At 38.5% G+C, this 12921-nt stretch carries 16 protein-coding genes; all 16 read right to left on the reverse strand.

Features of this window, described 5'->3' with window-relative positions; all coding sequences use genetic code 11:
- Positions 1-3 precede the first annotated feature (3 nt).
- Positions 4-1854: a hypothetical protein gene (locus BFM98_RS01770; RefSeq protein WP_066036383.1), complete on the reverse strand. Its 1851-nt coding sequence runs from the start codon at positions 1852-1854 to the stop codon at positions 4-6.
- A gap of 325 nt (positions 1855-2179) precedes the next feature.
- Positions 2180-4888, reverse strand: a complete 2709-nt coding sequence (locus BFM98_RS01775) for a phage tail protein (protein WP_066036384.1) — start codon at positions 4886-4888, stop codon at positions 2180-2182.
- Between the two features lie 18 nt (positions 4889-4906).
- Entirely contained in the window at positions 4907-5128 is a 222-nt protein-coding gene (locus BFM98_RS01780; RefSeq protein ID WP_066036385.1) for a hypothetical protein, read from the reverse strand.
- 56 nt (positions 5129-5184) lie between these two features.
- Positions 5185-5688, reverse strand: coding sequence for a tail assembly chaperone (locus BFM98_RS01785; RefSeq protein WP_066036386.1), 504 nt, complete (start codon positions 5686-5688; stop codon positions 5185-5187).
- A gap of 65 nt (positions 5689-5753) precedes the next feature.
- Positions 5754-6530, reverse strand: coding sequence for a phage major tail protein, TP901-1 family (locus BFM98_RS23770; protein ID WP_066036387.1), 777 nt, complete (start codon positions 6528-6530; stop codon positions 5754-5756).
- A gap of 10 nt (positions 6531-6540) precedes the next feature.
- Positions 6541-6963, reverse strand: coding sequence for a DUF3168 domain-containing protein (locus tag BFM98_RS01795; RefSeq protein ID WP_066036388.1), 423 nt, complete (start codon positions 6961-6963; stop codon positions 6541-6543).
- Positions 6960-7385: an HK97-gp10 family putative phage morphogenesis protein gene (locus BFM98_RS01800; RefSeq protein ID WP_066036389.1), complete on the reverse strand. Its 426-nt coding sequence runs from the start codon at positions 7383-7385 to the stop codon at positions 6960-6962. The genes BFM98_RS01795 and BFM98_RS01800 overlap by 4 nt, the downstream gene beginning before the upstream one ends.
- Positions 7378-7515, reverse strand: coding sequence for a hypothetical protein (locus BFM98_RS23775; protein WP_158651964.1), 138 nt, complete (start codon positions 7513-7515; stop codon positions 7378-7380). The genes BFM98_RS01800 and BFM98_RS23775 overlap by 8 nt, the downstream gene beginning before the upstream one ends.
- A gap of 15 nt (positions 7516-7530) precedes the next feature.
- Positions 7531-7851: a phage head closure protein gene (locus tag BFM98_RS01805; RefSeq protein ID WP_066036390.1), complete on the reverse strand. Its 321-nt coding sequence runs from the start codon at positions 7849-7851 to the stop codon at positions 7531-7533.
- Entirely contained in the window at positions 7838-8164 is a 327-nt protein-coding gene (locus tag BFM98_RS01810) for a head-tail connector protein (RefSeq protein ID WP_066036391.1), read from the reverse strand. The genes BFM98_RS01805 and BFM98_RS01810 overlap by 14 nt, the downstream gene beginning before the upstream one ends.
- A gap of 8 nt (positions 8165-8172) precedes the next feature.
- A complete protein-coding gene (locus BFM98_RS23780) occupies positions 8173-8331 on the reverse strand; it encodes a DUF7302 family protein (RefSeq protein ID WP_175400695.1) in 159 nt (52 codons plus the stop codon).
- Between the two features lie 13 nt (positions 8332-8344).
- Complete coding sequence (locus BFM98_RS01815; RefSeq protein ID WP_066036392.1) at positions 8345-9208, reverse strand: phage major capsid protein; 864 nt, start codon at positions 9206-9208, stop codon at positions 8345-8347.
- 30 nt (positions 9209-9238) lie between these two features.
- A complete protein-coding gene (locus tag BFM98_RS01820; protein WP_066036393.1) occupies positions 9239-9916 on the reverse strand; it encodes a DUF4355 domain-containing protein in 678 nt (225 codons plus the stop codon).
- Between the two features lie 206 nt (positions 9917-10122).
- Positions 10123-10344, reverse strand: coding sequence for a hypothetical protein (locus BFM98_RS01825; RefSeq protein ID WP_066036394.1), 222 nt, complete (start codon positions 10342-10344; stop codon positions 10123-10125).
- A gap of 142 nt (positions 10345-10486) precedes the next feature.
- Positions 10487-11503, reverse strand: coding sequence for a phage head morphogenesis protein (locus tag BFM98_RS01830; RefSeq protein ID WP_066036395.1), 1017 nt, complete (start codon positions 11501-11503; stop codon positions 10487-10489).
- Complete coding sequence (locus tag BFM98_RS01835) at positions 11500-12918, reverse strand: phage portal protein (RefSeq protein ID WP_066036396.1); 1419 nt, start codon at positions 12916-12918, stop codon at positions 11500-11502. The genes BFM98_RS01830 and BFM98_RS01835 overlap by 4 nt, the downstream gene beginning before the upstream one ends.
- Positions 12919-12921 lie beyond the last annotated feature (3 nt).

The following is a 12921-nucleotide window of genomic DNA, read 5'->3' on the forward strand; positions in this document are numbered from 1 at the left end:
TGACTACACCCCTTTACCTATAGTTGTTCGTCTAGATGAAACCCTGTTACTTTGGTTTCTATCAACATATTCACTAATCACGTCACCATCTAATTCCACAACAAAATCCAGTTTGCTAATTAATGCAGCAATCTGTTTTAAGACTCCAATTTGATCTTGACTTGAAGTTAATTCGTAGCTGTTTAATAAATGCGAATCCATACCACCGTTTAGAGCTGTAGACAGCCCGATAGATGCTGCTGAAATATCAGTCTGCATTATATCCGTTAGGCTTCTAACAGTGTTTTCTAACATACCTTTTGTGCTTGCTAGGCCTTGAATAATGCCCTGTCCAGAAAATACTCCTGATTTTTCGAGGACCCTTGATGGCGATTTTATTTGTAACGCTTTACGAATCGTTTTATCGATTGTATTTGCTATCTCATTAGCTTGAGCTTGTAAAGCAGGCACTTGACTAGCTAGTCCATTACGTAAGCCTTCAATAGCATTGATACCAATCTCTTTCATGCTACTAATCATAGGATTAAACTCGTTTTTTGTACCTTCACGAATTTGCTTGACTTGTTCAACCCATTCGTTTTGGTATTGCGTTAGCTTAGATTTCGTTTCTGTTTGTAACTTTTCGATTTGATCTGTCATGTCTTTTCGTTGACCAGTTAATTCAAACTGAGCTTGTTGTCTAGCAATCTGCGTTTTTTCTTTCCAAAGATTTTCGTACTCATTTAGTTCACCTGTGGAAAGTTTATTTAATGCAGAAATCTCTGCTTGTGCATTAGGACCAAGAGCTTGTAACTCAGCGAGTAAGCCTTTATCAATACCTTTAGAGGCTAACATTTGAAGATCAGTTGCCCAATCACGCATTGCATCTACTTGACCACGTAAATTTTCAATAAGTTTGGAACCAAACACATCTGTTTTACGCTCAAATTCATCAAAGATACTGATCGCACTAGTAATCTCTTTAGTACGTGCATCTTCAGCATCTTGGTAAGCTTTTTGAAGTTCTTTTACGCCATCTATTTCAGCCTGTTGGACATCTTTAATCTTGCCAATGTATTCTTCGTTTAATGCAATCAGTCGGTCGTGAATTGCCTGCTTTGTCTCTGCTATTTTGTCCTCATAGTAGATACGTTCCTCTGTACCTACTTTATACGCTTTGACATACTTTTCGTATGCAGCGAGCTCTTGCGTCAATGACATTAAGTTGTACTTCTTACGACGTTCAACGTAATCCTTTTCTTTGTTGAATTGTTCTGTCGTTAACTCGGCCATCGATTTGTTGTACTCGATCTGTGCTTTGATACGTTCCTCTGTACCTTCTTTAAACAAGCTAGTCGCATACTGCCAATAAGCAGCTTGTTCTTTTGTAGACCACTTCTCTAACCCTACCTGATGTTCTGCATACTCTTTTAATTTGTCGTACTGTTCTTTTGCAGATTTGGAACGAATAGCATCAATTTTCTTAGCTTTTTCTTTCTCAATCTTTTCTAACGCTGATTTTTCATCATCATGCAATTTCAAGATTTGGCGTTGTTGAGCAGCTGTTAGCTTTTTCTTTTTGTCACTAGCTTTAGCGTTGATCTCAGCTATCTTATTGTTCGACTTCTTAGTGGCCTCTGCTTTTTTCTTTGCGTACTCTGCTTCAACTGTCTTGATTTCTTTTTCAATTTCACTTGTCTTGGATGCAATAATCTTCTTAGCACTATCCATCATATTTGTTGTGGCTTTTACTGTTTGTTGGAAGTTCGGGATAGCTGCTTTTGACATAGCTTCAGCAGATTTTTTAATATAATCCAGACTGTTGTAGATACCAGTAGCAACTCCTGCAGGAATCCACTTAGCAATCGCGGCCATAACTCTTGACCTTTATACCCTCGGTTTCCCGATATTTAAGTATAGGGAGTAGACTGTCCAATATGGTTACAATGTAACGCACCGAGTATTACAGTCGTTGAACCTTATCCTACACGGATATTTGGCTGCTGATTATCAATTTATTCGACACTTAGGACGCTATTTGCGCTTTTATTTCACCTTATGTCATCTAGTGTATTTTTTCTGTCTTTCGACCACATTCACGCCCACTGTTTCCAGTCACGTTGTAGTTACACCAGCTTTACGATTTCCCAGCAATTTAACTCGTTTTGACACTACCTCACAGTAATGAAAGCCCTAAAAGTTAAGGCGAATGAATGCCTAGCTTTTTACGTAACCATGCTGGCAATAGTTCTGCAAGTTCTGCAATTTTCGCTTTTACTTTTCCGAACCAGTTGTTTATCCCAGTAACCAATCCAGCTACGATATTTTGACCAATACTTACTAGACTGATATTTTCTAAAAACGATTTAGCTGTATTCCAACCGTTAGCGACAGCAGTTTTAACATTATTCATTGCTGTTGTAACAATATTTTTAAAGCCATTCCAAATGGTTTCTATTGTTGATTTAATACCGTTAAGAATAGACGTAATTGAATTCTTTATTCCATTCCAAATGCTTTTAACGACATTAGCTATGGCATTTAAAACACTTGAAATTACGCTCTTAATACCATTCCAAACAGCACGTACAAGACCTGAAATACTTGAAAATAAATTATCTAGGAAGGATGCAATGCTTTGCCATACACTTGTAAAAACTGTTTTGATACCGTTTAAAACCGATGTAAAGAATGACTTAATTCCATTCCAAATCGATGTAATGGTAGTTTTGATTCCATTAAACGTGGATGTGACAATGCTTTTTATAGCATTTAATGTATTAGTGAAGATTCCTTTTATCGCAGTCCAAATACCTTGTAAAAACGTCTTTGCAGTAGAACCAAATGCCTTTAATGGGCCAAGTAATTTACCTATAAAGTAAAGGTTAACAATACCCCAAACTGCTTGTAATGCTCCACCTAATATTTGCTTAATGCCATCCCAAACGCCTTGCCAATCAGCTTTAAATAAGGCACTAAAAGTTTTAATAATGCCTAAGATAATATTAATGGCACCTTGGATAACGTTTTTTATAGCCTCCCAAGTTGATACGATTAAAGCTTTAACGACAGGCCAAATAAACTGCATGATAGCTCCAATGGCTGACATAACAGTAGTAACTACGGTACCAATAGCATTCCAAATAGTAGATGCTGTTGACTTTATGCTTTCTTGATTTTCATTCCAGAATGTAGTTATCTGTGACCATACTGACATTACTAAATCTTTGATCGCTGTTACAGCAATAGAAATGCCTGTTTTAATAGCTGCCCAGGCTGTTTGAACTTGAGACCTAAATTTTTCATTTGTTTGATATAGGCGTACCAAAATCGCGATAAAACCTACGATAGCTAAAATAACCAAGCCAACTGGGCTAGTCATCATGCCAAATGCTTTAACAATAGGCTTTCCGAAATTTTTAATGGCACCTCCTATTTTCGCCATAGTTCCACTGAAATTAGTAAATAATCCTGTAACAAATGGTATTGCCTTACCTATGCCACCAGTAATAGCTGGGCCTAACCCTTTGAAAAGTTCTCTAAAAGCAATTATGTTAGGTACGACAGCTAGCAATACACCACCAATTGAAATAAAACTAGCTAAAAGCACACCGATCACTCGGTTGCCTTCCATCCCTCCATTAATAAACTCTAAGATGTTATTGACGATGTTCATTAGACCAGCACCAACAGGAGCCATACCAATACCTAAATTCATTAGAAACTTAGTTAGGTTTCCTATTAACTGTAGAACGCTAGGTGCAGTTTGCTGTACATAGGATAAGAATGTTTGGAATCCTTGGTTTTGAGATAAACTTGCTGACCACTCTTTAAATCGAGCCATCATATTAGCAAGACCTGACATCATGTCGCTTGATGAACTACCAAATGCACTGAAGAAATAAACAATACCTGCAGTCGCATCTCGGAAGATTGCTCGTATCTTCGGCATGTTCGTATTCACATAGTCCATGAAGGATTGGAATTTAGAACTTCCAGATAATCCGTTTGACCAGTCAGCAAAGCGTGCTGTCATTTCTTCGAAGCCTTTGGCTGTTGATGCTGTTAATGGTGCAAATGCCGTTAACATTGAAAATACACCTTGAAGGAGATTCCCCATTGATCTTGTCAAAATCTTTAACATTGGTGCCCCTGTTGTATTCAAATAGTCTAAGAACTTTTGAATTGGAGGTGTACCAATAGCTTCGTTAAGTTGTGTCATCAAGCTAGATACTGCTTGAGCGCTGGATACAAACAATGGTCTTAACTTTGTAAGTAATGTATTTGTGGCCTGCATTGCACTTGTAAAAGCATTTAACACTGGCTTTTCAGTTTCTTTTACAAGTCCCTGGTAAGTTGATTTCATGTTGTCAAAAGAGGCTTTAGCAGTCTTTTGAGCTGAATTTAACTGTGCGTTTTCCTCAAATAACTTTTTAATCGTGGGTATTGCGACTGCTGCAAAGGCTCCTGCTGCGACACCAGCACTTGCAAACGCCCCTGCTAAAGCAAAAGTGGAACCAGCTAATGTACCGATCATTGGACCAAGATTTGCGATAGCTACACCTACGTTAGCTAGTAGTGGTGCAATCATCGGTAGAACGGCAATTATTGAACCCTGTAACGTGTGTTGCATGAGCTCGCCAAAGGCACGAATATCTGTTGCAATACGTTGTATTTTCCTTTGGAAGTTTTCTATTCGTGCCTCAATTTTGACGACTACTTTATCTCGTACAAGCGCTGCTATACGAGCTCGAATTTCAGCCATTCGACGGTTAAATTCGGATATATCTGCACCAATTTCTACACGTACATCATTTGCCGAAGTGCGAATGGCCTCGCGAACTTGCCTCATACGTGCCATAAACTGCGTTATACGAGCCCCTATTTGAGCAGTGAAGTTTCCGTTCATAGCATTCTCCTCTCCCTTCTATGGCTTCCAGTCTTTCAATGCAGCCATTGCTTTTGCATGTTTCCGTTTCTTAACTTCTGGATCTACTTCTTTTTGATTCATGGATTTTCTTACTTTATCCGCATCAAACAAGTCGCTCTTAGGATTGATACGTTGCTTATTAGTCGCCACTCGATTGAACATTGCTGCGTCTGCTAATGTTTGATAATGGTCGATACGTGCATCTTGAGCCCCTTCCAAGAAAGCTCTAAACTCACTGGGACGCCAAGATAGAATTAACTCTGGATCATAGACCTTTAGATATCTTGCTGCGTCTCGGTAGATTTGTCGGATTTCACTAACTCGATCTGTTTGTTCTCTAATAATTCGGCTCGCGCCGATTTCATCATTTCGATTCCAGCTGCTGCCTGTTCTTTTTCTTCCTCGGATGCTACTGATTCGAATAGCTCTAAGTTCTCCCAGAATGTCTTGACAGCTTTTTTGAAAAAACCCGATTCATCTATTTCGCGGAAAGCTTCTTGGAATAATGGTTCTACATCGCCATCCTCTTCGATTCGCTTTTCTAGAGCTGCTTCAATTTCTGCTTTGCTAGGCTGTTTAGATAAATGAGCAAGTCCACACATCCAAAATGCGCGTAAAGCATCTAAATCAAATTGCAATAAGCCTTGATAGATCTGATTAAATCCACCTGGACGGTTGCCATGTGCATCTAAATCATTGAATTCTTTATCCGCCTTATTTTTAAAAGCAAAAGTAAACTTCGCTGTAAGAGTGTTTTCACCAATTAATAATTGAGCCATTTATAATCATCCTTTTCTGTTTTGTTTTCAATAAAAAAGAGAGCTAATTAGCCTCTCTCGTTCGTTTATACAGTTACTGTCACTGCTGTTGTCGCTGTAAATCCACCATCTACTGTTGTTGCTGTAATTGTAGCTGAACCATCTGCTACACCTGTTACAACCCCTTGTGCATTCACAGTAGCAATTGCTTCATCGCTCGATGAAAATGTCGCTAATCTATTTGTCGCGTTCACTGGTACTACATTAGCGACGATACTACCTGTATCACCTACACCAACTGTCAGTGTTGTCGGATTCACTGATAAACCAGTAACTGCAACTGGAGTTGTTGTTTCTTCACCATTAAACTCACCAGTTTTTTCACCAGGAGCCTCGAAATCATAATCACCGAAGTTAAGTACATCATCTGGTAATGGTTTTAATTCACCTTTCTTAGTTGTATTCAGAACCTGTAAAGTTGCTGAAATCTCCAAGAAATTATCTGTGGGCGCTGATTTTTCTAATGATTCTACGTATGTGTACGCAAATAAAGAATTGTGCTTTCCATTCTTATTGAGATGCTTTTGAACTTCCCAAATTTTTAATTGTGTGCCCTTTTGAATTGATTCTAATACTGCTGTTTGTCCAGGATCATCAGGATTTCCATAAAAGGTAACATCTAGTGATTCTGATAATTGTCCCGGTCCTAATATACGTCCGAATTTCGTTTGTTCATCCGTTAATTCACGCTCATAAGAATGTGTATGTTCGGTTTGATCTCCAATTAAAAAACCCCCTGCGCCTAATGCGTTATCAGTAGGTTGTACTAACAATAAGCTATCTTTACCATTTAAACGTGCCATTGTATCACTCCTAATTAATTTGTACTTTGTAGCGCACTGTTAACACGCCATGTTTAAGCCCTACTTCTACATCATCAAACACTTGCGCCCCGTTCCTAGTAACATCTAATACTGTAAAACCATTTATAGAATACCTTCGTGTAATTAAAGCCTGCTGACAAGCGCTAAGAATTTCATATAGGATTCGTTTCCCTGTTGATTCATCATTGTCTTTTCGCCATGCATGAATCGTGAAGCTAACTTGCTCGCAATTATTTGTCTTTGTATCAAGTGGATTGCTGTATGGCTCTCCAATCGTTACGTAAGGATAAGGTGTGTTTTCATCAGGTGTATCATAGACCTCTACTCCAAGCGCCTGTAAATGTGGGCTCGCTTTTAACTTTTGATAAATAGCTGTCTGTATTTCATAAAACGGAAGTATAAAATAACTCATAGTCCCAACCTCCGCATTTCTGTTTTAAAGTATTCACCACCAGCATCAACAGCAGGGCCCCAAAAAGGTTGAGCTCTGTTACCACTACTAGTAACCCAATGTCCTAACTTTTCGCTGTAATATACCCAAGGGATTTTCTTAGCACGACTTCCTCCTGGACCCTGAGCATAGATACCAGTACCGAATTCAACCCAAATTGCATAGTTTGCGCCAACAGTAACCTCAGCGTTGTACTTTCCTAGCATTTTCATTTCAATAGAATCTTTAAGGCCACTATCATCCACTGGAGCAAGCGCCTGAGCTTGAGATTTTATTAATCTAGCTGTCTCATATACGATGTCAGATACTTTATCCAACAGTCCTTCTTCAAACCTTTGTGCAGCCCTCATTAATTGGCGACCTGAGTAAGTAATCCTAACCATCTTTCTTCATCTCAATGACTTTAGCTTGAATGGTAACTTTATTTTTAAAAATCTCAACTTCACTTTTATGTGTTCCAGATTCAACAACCATTTTTACAGATACAGCGGTATTAAAGATACTGCTAGCCATTTGTCCATCCCCTTTCTATGTCACTAATTTCAAAGCAACACGCATAATTTCATGTTGACCACCTTGATCTTCAGGATGTCCAGCAAAGGCATACATTTCACCTTCAAAGCTTAATCGCATATCCGACTTTAAGTCAGTGCGATAAGGGTAATACATAAAGCGATCTAGAGGATTTTGTACTTGATGCGCCAATAATCTCTCTTTTGATGTTGGTGTATCCACAAATACCTCCATAGTATCTACTGGAGACCATTCTGTTTTAAAGCCACCAGCACCATCGGATACCTTACGTTTCTGAACTACTTCAACCTCATGAGGAAATTCATCGTAATGCATGGAATCTCACCCTCTTATATGGCCTTAGATATGTCCAAATGGCTTTTGGGAACTCGGTGTCGTAACTATACGAGACAGTCCCCATTGTACGTCCTTTAAGACCAGTTGTTTGAGTATTAAACTGAATTGCTTTAGCAATGAACAACCTAACACCCTGTGGCATTTCTGACGGTTCCCACTTTCCATTACAATGGTCTTTTGCAACATCAAATAAAATAGGAGCCATTGCACGATAAAATCCATCATGCTTAGCTCCTGTTACGTTATTCATTTGCTTTAACTGATCTATTTCTTCTTGTGTTGGTTCCCACATAAGACCACCTACTTTTCTACTTCATCTTCTGACTCTGGTTTCTTAGACGGAACACGTTTAGGCTTTGGTGCTTCTACCTCTTCAAATTCATCAGTACGTAAAAGACGTGCACCGTGTTCCTCAGTGACCGCCCATGTGATATCTGTTTTCAAGTTTTTAACAAACACTTAAAACCCCTCCTTATTGTGGACGTTTAGCTGATAACACTGCTAGAGCTTCAGGACGTGTCACTTTGGCACCGTACAAGTGAAGTCCTTTCACAGCATCTGCAAAACGTTTCTCTGGGCGGTATCCTTCAACTTGAGCTGCTTGTTCAGCATACGTCCAAGCCATATTGTGACCTGCGATGATTTTTGAGTTCGCAACCACTCCAGTGTCTGCTGCAACAGTAGGAGCATTGTTAGATTTCATTAATAAGAAACCTGCTGCACGACCTACAACGCCATTTAATAAACGCTCATCAGCTGGTAAAGAACCTGAACCAACGAAACGATCATCCTTTAACAATAAACCTTCAAACCAAGGTGGTAGAACAGCAAAACGACCTTGAGTTGGCACATTTGATTCATCAAGCTTAGTTGAAAGGTCTACTAGGTATTCATAAGCATTATCCTTTGTCACTTCAATTGGTGTTGCATCAGTACCAATAGTATTCGTAGCATGTACATAATGTGATGCAATAAATTGATCAGCAACATTCGATAGTGCATAAGCAGCTTCAGCCATTGCAGCATCCATTAATTTTGGGTTTTGTTGAATTTTATCAAGATCATCAATCTGGAAATTGAAGAATTTTGATTCAGTGATTTGTAGTGAACGAGTATGATCTGTTAGCTCTTCAGGATCACCCATATTTGAGTTTTTAGTATAGTCACCGATTGTTACAGCACCAATACCATTGATTTTTACAGTGTCACCATAAGCCTTAATTTCACCTTCATAATCACGATTGATTACACCAGCTTGTCCGAATACTAAAGATTTTTGTAAGTTGTGTAATAGTCGAGCTGACCAAATTGTTGGAATAAAGTTTGTAATTGCCATATTATTATTTCCTCCTTACCGATAATCGGTTTATAGTAATTTGTTTTTAACGATTTCATCCCAGTTTGCATTGATTTCTTCAGGAGTCATTTTCAGTACTGCCTCTTTCGTCAATGCTGTAGGATTACCGCCTTTTGGTGGTGGTGGCGTTCCTCCATCTTTGAAGCGTTTATCAACTTCTGCTTGTACAGCCGCATTAAATTCAGCTTCTAAGATGCCTAAATTAGCAGTTGTCTTTTCTGCATCCTCACCTACAAAGAACTCTACTAATTTAGCTGGTAAACTCTTTTCTGTTGCAGTAGACAACGCTTGATTAACCAACTTTTCGCGCGCAGCTTCTTTTTGAGACTGCTCAAATTGTGCTTTTAAGTCGCGTAACTGTTTTGCTTCCTCCGATTCAGGTGGGTAACGCTTGGAAATCTCATCTTCTAATTTCTTTGGAAGAGTTTTAGTTTCGTACGTTTTAATTGCATCAGTTACTCGAGTATCAGCAAATGATTGAAGCCATTTCTTACCCTCATCATTGTCGTTTAGAAATGATTGAACTGATTCAAGTGTCAATGTAGCCCCTTGACCGTTTCCTCCTGATGCTGGCTCCGGTGTAGGTTCAGGCGTTGGCTCGGGATTAGGATCTCCTTCTCCCGCAAGCATTTGAATATCTAAAGGTAATAGAGTTCTTAAATTGAATGGATTTTGATAATATTTCATGTTTTCCTCCTTGCCCAATTTAGTTATCCGTAAGAATCCCTAAACTGTTCAATAGTGTATTTGTTCTCGTTCTTTATAGCGTCTGCGAGAGGAAAGACAAAAATAAAAAGCCATTCAAAGTGAATGACTTGTGTAGGTTTATAACAATTTTTGATTAATATCATGAGAAAAAACCAAGTTTTGAACAAGCATAATAAGAAGTTTAATTACCATTTCTCGTTATTTTTATAATTTTTCAAATGAATATACTCATCATTTTTCATTTTCTTCCAACTACTAATACCGTTCAAAATAAGCATAAAAATTACAAATAAAGCTGAACCCACCATGTAATGACCTAAGTAAAAAATAACAAATGCACCAACCAATAATGATATCATCAGCAATATCGCTAAAATTTGTAATTTATTATTCTTCTTATCATTCATAAAATCCACCTCCTAATTAAATGTTTTTTTGTTATTTCTATACGTTATTATGGTTTATTTTACCACACGATTAAAATTCTTATATAACTTTCCTTACTTAATTACAAAATAATTTTGATTACCCTTGAGAAACTTTCAAACTTCAATTTGCGCTAAATTTTTTCTTCCACTCTTCATAACTCATAAATGGCACCGTTACACTGGGCGGTTTAACCTGTTGATACGCTTTGTTAAAAGCTTGTCTATAAGTTAGACCTTGATCAGACATATAAGCATCAATACGTGCGGCCAATTGCTTTTGGTAAGTATCATCCATGTAGTCTCTGCCTCGCCTGTATTCCGGTAACTTGCCATTCACCATGTAAATCGTATGGCAACGGCACTGAATATCCATCGATGCAATCCCCCATAACCTTGGAGCTTTTGATTTCCACTTACCGTAGTGAAAATAACCATCTTTATCAGCTTTCTGCCCGTCTAGCTTTCTATGAGACTTCCTTACCCTGGTATCAAGTGAGGACATCCAAACCTTAGTTAGCCGTGCTGTCTTGCTCGCCTGTTCCTCAATAGCTAAATCAACCTGTGATCTCACACGGCCACCTTCAGTACGAGCTACTAGAATGGCTTTCTTCCTCGTCCATCCCATAGCATTTTCAATCCTGATAGCCATATCTGTGTAGCTTTCACCAGCCTGTAAACTCTGAGCAATCTCGATGTTTAATCGCCTGATAATGTCGTTCCTATGAGCCTCAAATATCTTTGGTAACGTCAAAAACTCAACAGGATTAGTTAACGCTGCTTGAATCACCTCAGCAGATGGTATTTTAAAGCCCATTTCCTCGCCTGTAGACTGTTGTAAGAGATAAGCCATCAATAAATATCTCTCGATGTAAAGTCGTTCCTCTGACGCTTGTATGAGCTTTATAATCTCTTTGTAGTCAGCGTTTAACTGTTGAGCAATTAACTTCATCTCTTGGTTAAAGCGATTGTACTTATTAACGTCAGTCCAAGTAGCTTGGCTGTTCTTTCCAAACTTACGATGCATCTCCAACATTTGAGCAAGTATCGTCTTTAAACGTCTTACAAAAACAACCTCAATGTCTCTTTCAGCTTTAGCTTCTAAATCATCTAAGATACGATTGATTTCCTGTTGATTCATGACTCTTCAACTTCTTTCGGATCTTCGTTATCCTCATTCAAAGGTTCAAGCTCATTGCCAAACAATTGTGCATCTTTCTGTATCTCTTCAAGTTCATACTCCACATCATCAACAATTGATAACTTAGAAAGTCGTGTACGCTCTGACACTAACCCTTTTAAAGCTTGTGAGGCCTGTGCTTCTGAAAGTAAATCAACCGGTATATTTCGTTTGTACTCATACCAAACTTTCAAATAATCGTCCTTAGAGCAAATACCCTTTTTGGCCCATGCACTACACAAGACTTTGAATTGGTAACGTAAAGCTGTCGTAAACTTTCTCTCCATCGTTTTGCATTTGTTCTCAAGTGCCATTAGTTTATACTTCATAGCTACACCACTTGCATTTCCTGCAAATGATTCATCACTGAAATTTACACTCTTAGCTAAGCGCATGATGTTCTCTTCAAGACGGTTTAAATGATTCTCAATCATTTGATCATTAACATCTTTAGTTAGATATTTAATGTCGTCATTCTCACCCATCAGTTCAAAGATACCTGTCCGTGCCAGTTTGTTTGCATCTTCGTCATCCATCCCCATTCCTTTAAGAACCAGATAGGCCAATCGGAACTGTTCAATTTCATTTGATGCATCAGATAGCGTTCGGTCATAAGCATCGATGAGGTTGTACACCTTGTCTGCATCACCCTGTAGCTCTTCGTTATTAGGAACACCGAACAATGGGCAATAGTCGAATAAGTGCTTCCGTTCATCTTTTAAAACAAAAGGTGAATCAGCATCAGCACGGGTGTAGAGCCTTTCAGTTGCTGCATCGTAAAACACCAGCTGCTCAATCTCTACTTTTTCACCATCAGCATCTAGTTCAGCGCTTTTGAAATATCGTATAGCGTATTTAGGTTCGCTAACATCTGCTGTTTCAGAAAGGATGACCGTTTCCCACGGATCAATGACAGTTACTCTTTCATTGCCATCAGTATCAATGTAAAGCAGTCGTGCTGAATAACCACAAATAGCTGTTTTCTTGCCTGACTCACTATCAAGATCATCAACAGAATTACGCAAATTAAAAAGCTCAATCGCCTCGGATAATTTATCAAGGCCTTGAGCTTGTTTGTCTACTACGTATGAAATTGGATTACCGAACATGTAGCCAACCTTTGTATCTACTATTTCAGCATCTAGTGGATTATTTAAAGTGTTATTCACCTTATCGTCAACACGAACAACATGGTCATTACCTTGAGCGTAATCAGTTGGTTTACGTGTTAAAATTGGTACTGCTGATAGTTCAGCTTTATAGCGATTGTAATTGAGTAATCGTTTGTTCCGTTCAGCCTTGGTTTCTTCTACCAGCTTATTAAGTAATAGAGGCGTAACGCCTTTCTCATCGATATAAGCAATGTATTCGTTCACTGG

This window comes from Lysinibacillus sp. AR18-8, from assembly GCF_001705465.1.
Classification (GTDB): domain Bacteria; phylum Bacillota; class Bacilli; order Bacillales_A; family Planococcaceae; genus Lysinibacillus; species Lysinibacillus capsici.

Excerpts from the sequence above, each read along its gene's own strand:
- BFM98_RS01800 (WP_066036389.1), bottom strand. The coding sequence starts at position 7,385 with ATGGTTAGGATTACTTACTCAGGTCGCCAATTAATGAGGGCTGCACAA.
- BFM98_RS01810 (WP_066036391.1), bottom strand. The coding sequence starts at position 8,164 with ATGTGGGAACCAACACAAGAAGAAATAGATCAGTTAAAGCAAATGAAT.
- BFM98_RS01815 (WP_066036392.1), bottom strand. The coding sequence starts at position 9,208 with ATGGCAATTACAAACTTTATTCCAACAATTTGGTCAGCTCGACTATTA.
- BFM98_RS01795 (WP_066036388.1), bottom strand. The coding sequence starts at position 6,963 with ATGAGTTATTTTATACTTCCGTTTTATGAAATACAGACAGCTATTTAT.
- BFM98_RS01830 (WP_066036395.1), bottom strand. The coding sequence starts at position 11,503 with ATGAATCAACAGGAAATCAATCGTATCTTAGATGATTTAGAAGCTAAA.
- BFM98_RS01785 (WP_066036386.1), bottom strand. The coding sequence starts at position 5,688 with ATGGCTCAATTATTAATTGGTGAAAACACTCTTACAGCGAAGTTTACT.
- BFM98_RS23770 (WP_066036387.1), bottom strand. The coding sequence starts at position 6,530 with ATGGCACGTTTAAATGGTAAAGATAGCTTATTGTTAGTACAACCTACT.
- BFM98_RS01770 (WP_066036383.1), bottom strand. The coding sequence starts at position 1,854 with ATGGCCGCGATTGCTAAGTGGATTCCTGCAGGAGTTGCTACTGGTATC.
- BFM98_RS01820 (WP_066036393.1), bottom strand. The coding sequence starts at position 9,916 with ATGAAATATTATCAAAATCCATTCAATTTAAGAACTCTATTACCTTTA.
- BFM98_RS01805 (WP_066036390.1), bottom strand. The coding sequence starts at position 7,851 with ATGCATTACGATGAATTTCCTCATGAGGTTGAAGTAGTTCAGAAACGT.
- BFM98_RS01825 (WP_066036394.1), bottom strand. The coding sequence starts at position 10,344 with ATGAATGATAAGAAGAATAATAAATTACAAATTTTAGCGATATTGCTG.
- BFM98_RS01775 (WP_066036384.1), bottom strand. The coding sequence starts at position 4,888 with ATGAACGGAAACTTCACTGCTCAAATAGGGGCTCGTATAACGCAGTTT.
- BFM98_RS23775 (WP_158651964.1), bottom strand. The coding sequence starts at position 7,515 with ATGGCTAGCAGTATCTTTAATACCGCTGTATCTGTAAAAATGGTTGTT.